This window comes from Acidimicrobiales bacterium (assembly GCA_036399815.1).
Lineage (GTDB): Bacteria > Actinomycetota > Acidimicrobiia > Acidimicrobiales > DASWMK01 > DASWMK01.
Genome location: DASWMK010000135.1, coordinates 18,799 through 27,639, shown reverse-complemented (window position 1 = coordinate 27,639; position 8,841 = coordinate 18,799). Strand labels below are relative to the sequence as shown.

The 8,841-nt window shown below is 78.0% G+C and carries 10 protein-coding genes; 2 read left to right on the top strand and 8 right to left on the bottom strand.

What is annotated here, in order from left to right; all coding sequences use genetic code 11:
- Positions 1-94: 94 nt before the first annotated feature.
- From VGB14_09445 to VGB14_09420, 6 genes are read right to left on the bottom strand one after another with little or no spacing between them, the layout of a single operon-like run.
- On the bottom strand, positions 95-442 hold the full coding sequence (locus tag VGB14_09445; protein HEX9993136.1) for a hypothetical protein: 348 nt from the start codon (positions 440-442) through the stop codon (positions 95-97).
- Complete coding sequence (gene trpA / locus VGB14_09440; GenBank protein HEX9993135.1) at positions 439-1,218, bottom strand: tryptophan synthase subunit alpha; 780 nt, start codon at positions 1,216-1,218, stop codon at positions 439-441. The genes VGB14_09445 and trpA overlap by 4 nt, the downstream gene beginning before the upstream one ends.
- On the bottom strand, positions 1,208-2,374 hold the full coding sequence (gene trpB, locus VGB14_09435; protein HEX9993134.1) for a tryptophan synthase subunit beta: 1,167 nt from the start codon (positions 2,372-2,374) through the stop codon (positions 1,208-1,210). The genes trpA and trpB overlap by 11 nt, the downstream gene beginning before the upstream one ends.
- Positions 2,371-3,030, bottom strand: coding sequence for a phosphoribosylanthranilate isomerase (locus VGB14_09430; GenBank protein ID HEX9993133.1), 660 nt, complete (start codon positions 3,028-3,030; stop codon positions 2,371-2,373). The genes trpB and VGB14_09430 overlap by 4 nt, the downstream gene beginning before the upstream one ends.
- Positions 3,021-3,809, bottom strand: coding sequence for an indole-3-glycerol phosphate synthase TrpC (locus VGB14_09425; GenBank protein ID HEX9993132.1), 789 nt, complete (start codon positions 3,807-3,809; stop codon positions 3,021-3,023). Before VGB14_09425 ends, VGB14_09430 begins: the two co-directional genes overlap by 10 nt.
- A gap of 2 nt (positions 3,810-3,811) precedes the next feature.
- The gene (locus tag VGB14_09420; protein HEX9993131.1) at positions 3,812-4,339 is read right to left on the bottom strand and encodes a J domain-containing protein; all 528 of its coding nucleotides are present in this window, start codon (positions 4,337-4,339) and stop codon (positions 3,812-3,814) included.
- 21 nt (positions 4,340-4,360) lie between these two features.
- On the opposite strand from VGB14_09420, the gene VGB14_09415 reads away from it, so the two are divergent.
- Together VGB14_09415 and VGB14_09410 are read left to right on the top strand one after the other, a co-directional pair.
- On the top strand, positions 4,361-5,041 hold the full coding sequence (locus VGB14_09415; protein HEX9993130.1) for a response regulator transcription factor: 681 nt from the start codon (positions 4,361-4,363) through the stop codon (positions 5,039-5,041).
- A 3-nt stretch (positions 5,042-5,044) separates the two neighbouring features.
- On the top strand, positions 5,045-6,430 hold the full coding sequence (locus VGB14_09410; GenBank protein ID HEX9993129.1) for a HAMP domain-containing sensor histidine kinase: 1,386 nt from the start codon (positions 5,045-5,047) through the stop codon (positions 6,428-6,430).
- On the opposite strand, the gene VGB14_09405 is transcribed toward VGB14_09410, so the two are convergent.
- Positions 6,413-7,318 (bottom strand): glycine cleavage T C-terminal barrel domain-containing protein, encoded by a 906-nt coding sequence (locus tag VGB14_09405; protein HEX9993128.1) that lies wholly within the window; start codon positions 7,316-7,318, stop codon positions 6,413-6,415. The two genes, VGB14_09410 and VGB14_09405, sit on opposite strands and share 18 nt — an antisense overlap.
- The gene (trpE, locus tag VGB14_09400) at positions 7,315-8,838 is read right to left on the bottom strand and encodes an anthranilate synthase component I (GenBank protein ID HEX9993127.1); all 1,524 of its coding nucleotides are present in this window, start codon (positions 8,836-8,838) and stop codon (positions 7,315-7,317) included. Before trpE ends, VGB14_09405 begins: the two co-directional genes overlap by 4 nt.
- Positions 8,839-8,841: the final 3 nt, after the last annotated feature.

Below are 8,841 nucleotides of genomic sequence, written 5' to 3'. Positions count from 1 at the left end.
CGGCCTTCGCCGCCGTGGGCGAGGACCGCCGCACGTGGATCCGCCGCCAGGCCCTGCTCGCCCCGGTCGGGGCGGGGGCCGTGGCCGCCGTGGTCTACCTGGTCGGCGCCCGCCGGCGGGTGGCCGCCGCCGTCACCCCCTGAGCCCGGCGGGCCCACCAGCCGGGGTCGCGGGCGTGGGCGTGGAAGTGGTCGGGGATCTGGCGCATCACCCGGTCGAGCGACCAGCCGCCGGCGCCGAAGCGCTCGTCGGCCGCCCGACCGAGCATGGCCAGGAGGTGGTCGAGGACCTCGGGCGGCGGGTCGACCCCGTGCTCCCGCCAGACGACCATCGGCACGTCGCACACCTCGCAGTCGGCCACCCAGCCGTGCTCGTCCTCGGCGTACCACCGGGTGAGGCGGGCGGCCTCGCACAGGTCGCAGCCGGGCCGGGGCGGCGTCATCCGGCGTCCAGCGCGGCCCGGAACCCGGCGACCAGCCCGGCCGCCTCCTCCGGGGTGGCCCCCTCGACCAGGCGGCGGACGAGGGCCGAGCCGACGACCACGCCGTCGGCCACCTCGCACACCTCGGCGGCCTGCTCCGGTGTCGAGATCCCGACCCCGACGAGCACGGGCAGGTCGGTGACGGCCTTCAGCCGGCGGGCCACGTCCACGGCGGTGGCGGCGAGGGCGGCCCGCTCCCCCGTCACCCCGAGCAGGCCGACCCCGTAGACGAACCCGGACGAGCGGGCGCAGATGCGGCGCAGGCGGTCGTCGTCGGCGGTCGGGGCGGCCAGCAGGACGGCGTCGACCCCGGCGTCGCCGGCCGCCGCCAGCCACGGCCCGGCCTCCTCCAGGGGCAGGTCGGGGAGGATGGCGCCGGCCACGCCCGCCCTGGCCAGGTCGGCGGCGAAGCGCTCGTGGCCGGCCCGGAACACGAGGTTGTAGTAGGTCATCACGGCGAGGGGGACGCCGGCGTCGAGGCCGGCCAGGCCGTCGAGCACGCCCGGCGGCGTCGTCCCGGCGTCGAGGGCCAGCTGGGACGCCTCCTGGATGACCGGCCCGTCCATCACCGGGTCGGAGAACGGGATGCCGACCTCGACGGCGTCGGCCCCGGCGGCGGCCACCGCGGCGATGACCTCCCGCCAGGCCGGGCCCAGGCCGCCGGTGACGTAGGGGACGAGCAGCTTGCGGCCGCCGTCCCTGGCCGCCCGCAGGGCGGCCTCGAGGTCACCGGCCACGGATGGCGAGGACCTGGGCCACGTCCTTGTCGCCCCGGCCGGACAGGTTGACGAGCACCGTCCGCCCGGCCAGCTCCCCGGTGCCGGCCGCCCGCACCACCCAGGCCAGGGCGTGGGCCGGCTCGAGGGCCGGGATGATGCCCTCGGTCCGGGACAGCAGCTCGAGGGCGTCGATGACCTCGTCGTCGCCGGCGCTCACGTAGCGGGCCTGCCCGCTGGCGGCGAGGAAGGAGTGCTCCGGGCCGACCCCCGGGTAGTCGAGGCCGGCCGAGATCGAGTGGGCCTCCAGCACCTGGCCGAACTCGTCCTGGAGCAGGAACGAGCGGGAGCCGTGCACCACGCCCGGCACCCCCCGCCCGACGGCGGCCCCGCCGGCCGGCTCCACGCCGACCAGGTCGGCGCCCGACCCCACGAAGGCCGCGAACAGGCCCATGGCGTTGGAGCCGCCGCCCACGCAGGCGACGACCACGTCGGGGTCGCCGCCGGTGAGCTCCCGGCACTGGGGCATGGCCTCGTCGCCGATCACCCGCTGGAGCTCGCGGACCATCCACGGGTACGGGTGGGGGCCCATCACCGAGCCGAGGCAGTAGTGGGTGCGGCCGACGTTGGCCACCCAGTCCCGCATGGCCTCGTTGATGGCGTCCTTCAGGGTGCGGCTGCCCGACGACACCGGCCGGACCTCGGCGCCGAGGAGCCGCATGCGGAACACGTTCAGCTCCTGGCGGGCCACGTCGACCTCGCCCATGTACACCACGCACTCGATGCCGAGCAGCGCGCACGCGGTGGCCGTGGCCACGCCGTGCTGGCCGGCCCCGGTCTCGGCCACGATCCTCGTCTTGCCCATGCGCCGGGCCAGCAGGGCCTGGCCGAGGACGTTGTTGATCTTGTGGGACCCGGTGTGGTTCAGGTCCTCCCGCTTGAGGAGGAGGCGGAGGCCGAGGCGCTCGCCCAGCCGGCGGCACTCGGTGAGCGGCGACGGCCGGCCGGCGTAGTCCCGGAGGACCGTGTCGAGCTCGGCCCGGAAGGCGGGGTCGGCCCAGGCGGCGCGGAAGGCCCGGTCCAGCTCCTCGCAGGCGGGGACGAGGGTCTCGGGGACGAACCGGCCGCCGAACTCGCCGAACCGCCCGTCCGGGGACGGGTCGGCCAGGGCGCTCACGACGTCTCGTCCTCCCAGTCGTAGGGGGGCTCGTCGCCGCCCCGGTAGGCGGGAGGCTCGGCGGCCCGGGCCGCGGCCACGAAGGCCCGCACCTTGACCGGGTCCTTGCGGCCCGGCGACGACTCGACGCCCGACGCCACGTCGACCCCCCACGGCCGGACCCGGGCGACGGCGCCGGCCACGTTGCCCGGCGTGAGCCCGCCGGCCAGGATCACCCGGTGGCCGGACGGGGCGCCCTCGGCCAGCGACCAGTCCCACACCTCGCCCGAGCCCGGGGATGCCGAGTCGACGAGGACGGCGTCGGCGCCGTAGTCGGCCGCCCTGGCGAGGGCCGGGTCGCCGCCCGGGAAGGCCTGGATCAGGAAGGGGACCCTGGCCCGCACCCAGCGGGCCTGCTCGGGGGTCTCGTGGCCGTGCAGCTGGACGGCCCGCAGGCCGGCGGTGTGGACGAGGTCGACCACCCGCTGGGGGGCCTCGTCCCGGAACACCCCGACGGTCAGCACCTCGGGCGGCAGCCGGCGGGCGATGTCCCTCGCCCGCTCGGCGGTGACCTGGCGGCGCGACGGGGCGAACACGAAGCCGACGGCGTCGGCCCCGAGCGCCACCGCGAGGAGGGCGTCCTCCTCGCTCGTCACCCCGCAGATCTTCACGAACACCGCAACGAGCGTACGGCGGCGGCGGGGTCGCCCGAGCGGACCAACCACTCCCCCACGAGCACGGCGTGGTAGCCGGCGGCCGCCAGGGCGGCGGCGTCGGCCGGGCCGGCGACCCCCGACTCGGCCACCCGCACCACCCCGGCGGGCAGGAGCGGGGCGAGTCGGGCGGCCCGCTCCCGGTCGACCTCGAAGGTGACGAGGTCCCGCTGGTTGACCCCGACGAGGTCCGCGCCGGCGGCCAGCGCCCGGTCCACCTCGGCCTCGTCGTGGACCTCGACCAGCGCGTCGAGGCCGAGGGACCGGGCGAGGTCCAGGAAGCCGGACAGGGCGGCGTCGTCGAGGGCGGCGGCGATCAGGAGGACGGCGTCGGCGCCCATCAGGCGGGCGTCGGCCACGTCGTGGGCGGAGACCGTGAAGTCCTTGCGGAGGACGGGCAGCGGGCAGGCGGCGCGGGCGGCGGCCAGGTCGGCCGGCGACCCGCCGAAGAACTCGGCGTCGGTCAGCACGGACAGGCAGGCAGCGCCGCCGGCGGCGTAGGCGGCGGCCAGGCCGGCGGGGTCGAGGCCGGGGGCGAGGTCGCCCCTCGACGGCGAGCGCCGCTTCACCTCGGCGACCACCGCCGGTCGGGCGTCGCCGGCAGCGGCGGCGGCGATCGCCGAGCGGAAGCTGCGGCACGGCGGCTCGGCCGCGGCCCTGGCGACCAGCCCGTCCAGCTGGCGGGGCTCGGCCGCGGCCGCCGACCGGTGGGCGGCGAGGATGCGGTCGAGGTAGGTCGCCACCGTCAGGGCGGCGACCGGCGGGCGCTCTCGCTCATGACGACGAGCGGGGCCAGCACGAACAGCCCGAACGACAGCACGCCGCAGCCACCGGCCAGGGCGACGAGCGGCAGCACGTTGGTCACCATCCCGACCACGGCGGCCAGCACGGCCACCGTCATCAGGAACACGGGGGCGACGGCCAGCCAGCGGTGGCGGGCCTCCCCGGGCGCGGCGACGTCCTCGGGGAGGCGGGCGGCGGGGACGCCCTCGAGGTCGTCCTCGTCGTCGCCGGCCACCGGGCGCCACGCCGGGGTCGGGGCCGGCGCCGGCCGGCGGAGCGAGAGGTCGTAGGCCCGGCGCCGGTCGGGGTCCCCGAGCACGTGCCAGGCGGCGTTGACCTCCTGCATGCGCCGGCGGTTCCGCTCCTGGTCGGCGGGCGACTCGCCGCCGTGGAAGTCGGGATGGTGACGGCGGGCGAGGGCGACGTAGGCGCGCCGGACCTCGGCCGCCGAGGCCGAGGGCGGCACGCCCAGCACCTCGTAGTGCGTCACCCGTGCGACCATACCGGCCCGATGCCGCCGCAGCCCCCGACCGTGGTGGTCGTCGAGGACGACGCCAACATCGCCGACCTCCTCGACCTCTACCTGCGCCGCGAGGGCTTCCGCGTCGTCCAGGCGGCCGACGGCCCGGCCGGGCTGCGGGCGGTCGAGGACCAGGGCGCCCGCCTCGTGCTGCTCGACGTCGGCCTGCCCGGCGAGGTCGACGGGTTCGAGGTGTGCCGGCGGCTGCGGGCGAGGGGCGACGTGCCCGTCATCATGCTGACGGCCCGGGACGACGAGATCGACCGGGTGCTCGGCCTGGAGCTGGGCGCCGACGACTACGTGACCAAGCCGTTCTCGCCGAGGGAGGTGGTGGCGCGGGTGAAGGCCGTGCTGCGCCGGGCCGCCGCCCCGCCCCGCGACGCCCCGCCCGTCCTCGTGGTCGGCGGGGTGGAGGTCGACACCGGACGGCGGGAGGCGAGGGTCGCCGGCCGGCCCGTCCCGCTGACCACCCGCGAGTTCGACCTGCTCCGCTTCCTGGCCGAGCACGAGGGCCTGGCCCTGTCCCGCCGCCAGCTGATCGACGGCGTGTGGGGCGCCGACTGGTACGGCGACGACCGCACCGTCGACGTCCACGTCCGCCAGCTGCGCCGCAAGCTGGGCGACGCCCTGCCGCTCGCCACCGTGTGGGGCGTCGGCTACCGGCTGGGCTGACGGGTGCGGCGCCGGCTCGTCCTCGCCATCGTCGGCACGGTCGTCGCCACCCTGGCGCTGGCCGGGCTGGGCACGCTCGCCCTCGCCCGCATCGACGCCCGCCGGGCCACCGAGTCCGACCTGCGCCCCCAGGCGAGCGCCATCGCCGCCGCCGTGCGGGCCGTCGGCGCCACCGCCTTCGGGCCGGGTGGCCCGCCGGGGCGGCCGGGCGGGCTGGGCGAGCTGGGCCGGGTGCTCGCCGGGCAGGGGGTCGGCCTGGCGGTCGTCACCGCGGGCGGCGACGTCGTGCCCCTCACCGCGCTGCCGGCCGGCCTCGCCGCGGACGACCTCGACGGCCCCACCCTGCTCGCCGGCGGGGCGGTCAGCGGCAGCCGGGGCCGCACGGTGTGGGCCGCGGCAGGCGCCCCGGCGCCGCGGGTGGCCTTCGTCGCCGTCGTCGCCCGGGAGGCCGACGCGGTCATCGGCACCGCCCTCCGCTGGTTCCTCGTCGCCGCCGTCGTGACCGTGGCCGTCGGCGCGCTCGTCGCCCTGCGCCTCGGCCGCCGGCTGGTCGAGCCCCTCCGCCGGGCCGACGAGGCGACCAGGCGGGTGGCCGCCGGCGACCTCGCCGTCCGCCTGCCCGACCCGCCGCCCGGCGACGGCGACGAGCTGGCCCAGCTGACCCGGTCGGTGAACGCGATGGCCGCCGCCCTCCAGCGCTCCCAGGGCCTCGAGCGGGAGTTCCTGCTGTCGGTCAGCCACGACCTGCGCACCCCGCTGACCTCGATCAGGGGCTGGGCCGAGGCGGTGGCCGACGGCGCCGCGCCCGACCCGAAGGCGGCCGGCGGGGTGATCCTGACCGAGTCCCGGCGCCTGGAGCGGCTGGTGGCCGACCTGCTCGACCTGGCCCGGCTGGAGGCGCGGACGTTCTCCCTGCACGCCGTCCCGGTCGACGCGTCCGCCGTGGCCGCGGCGACGGCCGAGGGGCTGCGGCCCCGGCTGGCCGAGGCCGGGCTGGCGCTCACCGTCGACGCCCCAGCGCCGGTCCGGGTGGCGGCCGACCCCGACCGGCTCGGGCAGGTCGTCGCCAACCTGGTCGAGAACGCGCTGAAGCACGCGGCGTCGTCGGTGCGGGTGTCGGTCGGGCCCGAGGCCGGCGGCGGGGTGGTCGCCGTCGACGACGACGGCCCCGGCATCGCCGCCGAGGACCTCCCCCACGTGTTCGAGCGGCTCTACGTCGCCCGGTCGGCGCCCCGGGGCCGGGAGGTGGGCTCGGGCCTCGGCCTCGCCATCGTGCGCGAGCTGGTCGGGGCCATGGGCGGCGGGGTCAGGGCCGACCGGGGCCCGGCCGGCGGCGCGCGGCTGGCCGTGTGGCTCCCGGCCGCCGGGCCGTCAGCCGACGAGCGGTAGGGCCTCGACGGTGGCCGGCACCTCGCCGCCGTCCCAGGCGACGGTGGCCGCGACGGGCGGGGTCACGGCCCGGCCGACGTAGGCGAGGGCGACCGGCGCCCGCCGCTCGGCCGACTCGGCCACGCTGGTCAGCGCGCCGACCGCCTTGCCGTCGACGACGACCGACGCCCCGACCGGGGGCAGCACGTTGGTGCCGACCACGATCCCCCGCAGGTGGCGGGGCACGTTGCCGCCCCGGCTGTCGATCCTCGCGACCAGCTCCTGGCCCACGTAGCAGCCCTTGGTGAAGCTGACGGCCCGGGGGACGACGCCGGCCTCGGCCGGGATCGTCCGCTCGTCCAGCTCCGCGCCCATCCGGGGGACGCCGGCCTCGATGCGCAGGGCCTCCCAGGCGTCCCGCGAGGTGCACCGGCGCACGCCGGGCGGCACGGCCACGTCCGGCCCGAGCAGGTCGGCGCCCCACAGGCCGGGCCAGTCCACGCGGGCGACGACCTCGGCGCCGGCCGCGGCCAGGTCGACCTCCGACCCCGGCGCGCCGCGCACGGCCAGGCATCGCCAGCCGTCGAGCACCTCGAGGTCGCAGCGGGTGCGCAGCTTGAACCGCCCCAGCCGGGCGGCGACGGCCTCGCCGAAGCCGCCGTCCACGTCGAGCAGCCACTCGTCGGCCGACCGGCGGGTGACCCGGACGAGCGCGTCGACCTTGCCGGCCGGCTGGAGCACGAGCGACTCGGCCGACGTGCCGTCGCCCATCGCCGCCAGGTCCTGGCTGAGCTGGCCCTGGAGGAAGGCGAGCGCGTCGGGGCCGGACGCCCGCACGACGTCGCGGGGCACCTCGACGGCGCCCACCGCGTGGCGGAGGGCCCAGGCGTCGCCCAGCGCGTCGCTCACGCCAGCGCCCCTGCGCCCCGGCGGGCGGCGGTCATGCGCCCGGCCGCCGCCACCGCGGCCAGCACCGCCCTCGCCTTGGCCTCGCACTCCTCGTGCTCGGCCACCGGGTCGCTGTCGGCCACGATCCCGGCCCCGGCCTGCACCGAGGCGCCCCGGGGGCCGACGACGAGCGTCCTGATCGTGATGGCCGTGTCCAGCGAGCCCGACAGGTCGAGGTACCCGAGCACGCCGGCGTAGGGGCCGCGGCGGGCCGGCTCCAGGTCGTCGATGAGCTGCATGGCCCGCACCTTGGGCGCCCCGGTGACCGTGCCGGCCGGCAGGGTGGCCCGCAGCACGTCGACCGGCGTCCGCCCGGGCGCCAGCTCCCCCGACACCTGCGACGTCAGGTGCATCACGTGGCTGTAGCGCTCGAGGGTCATCATCTCGTCGACCCGCTGGGTGCCGAAGACGGCCACCCGGCCGACGTCGTTGCGGGCCAGGTCGACCAGCATCACGTGCTCGGCCACCTCCTTCGGGTGCTCGCGGAGCTCGGCGCCGAGCCGGCGGTCCTCCTCGTCGGTGGCGCCCCGGCGCCGGGTGCCGGCGATCGGCCGGCTGATGACCCGGCCGCCGGCCAGCCGGACGAGCGGCTCGGGCGACGAGCCGACCACGGTGACCTCGGGGTGGCGCAGGAAGTACATGTACGGGCTGGGGTTCAGCTGGCGGAGGACCCGGTAGACGTCGAACGGGTCGGCGTCGAGGTCGAGGTCGAAGCGCTGGCTCAGCACCACCTGGAACACGTCGCCGGCCAGGATGTGGTCCTTGGCCGCCTCGACGGCCGCGCCGTAGGCGTCGCGGCCCATCGACGAGCGGACCTCGGGCAGCGGCTCGTCGCCGGTCGGTGGGAGGAGCAGCGGCTCGTCCACCGGGCGGGCGCCGGCGGCGGCGAAGTCGTCGAGGCGGCGCAGGGCGGCGTCGTACAGGCCGTCGAGCTCGTCGGGGCCGGACCCCGGCGGCACGACCACGTTGTCGAGCAGGGTCACCCGCTGGCGCCAGTGGTCGAAGGCGGCGACCTGGCCGATCACGGTGAGCACGGCGTCGGGCAGGCCGAGGTCGTCGGGCGGCGGCGCCGGCAGCCGCTCCACCTCGCGGACCACGTCGTAGCCGAGGTAGCCGACGAGGCCGCAGGTGAGCGGGGGCAGGTCGGGCAGGGACGGCGCCCGCCAGGTGGCGAGGAGCGCCTCGACGGCGGCCAGCACCCCCCGGTCCCTCGGCACCTCCGGCGGGAGGGCGCCGGTCACCTCCAGGCGGCCGCCCCTGGCCACGATCGTGGTCGCCGGCGGCCGGCCGACGAAGGAGAACCGGCTGACCGGGTCGCCGTGCTCGACCGACTCCAGCAGGAACCCGGGCTCGTCGCCCGTGCAGCGCAGGAAGGCGGACACCGGCGTGACGAGGTCGGCCAGCAGCTCCCGCCAGACGGGGACGACGGTGTGGTCCCTGGCGAGGGCGTGGAAGTCGGCCCGGCCGAGCGGCGCCGGCACGGC

Excerpts from the sequence above, each read along its gene's own strand:
- VGB14_09445 (HEX9993136.1), bottom strand. The coding sequence starts at position 442 with ATGACGCCGCCCCGGCCCGGCTGCGACCTGTGCGAGGCCGCCCGCCTC.
- VGB14_09415 (HEX9993130.1), top strand. The coding sequence starts at position 4,361 with ATGCCGCCGCAGCCCCCGACCGTGGTGGTCGTCGAGGACGACGCCAAC.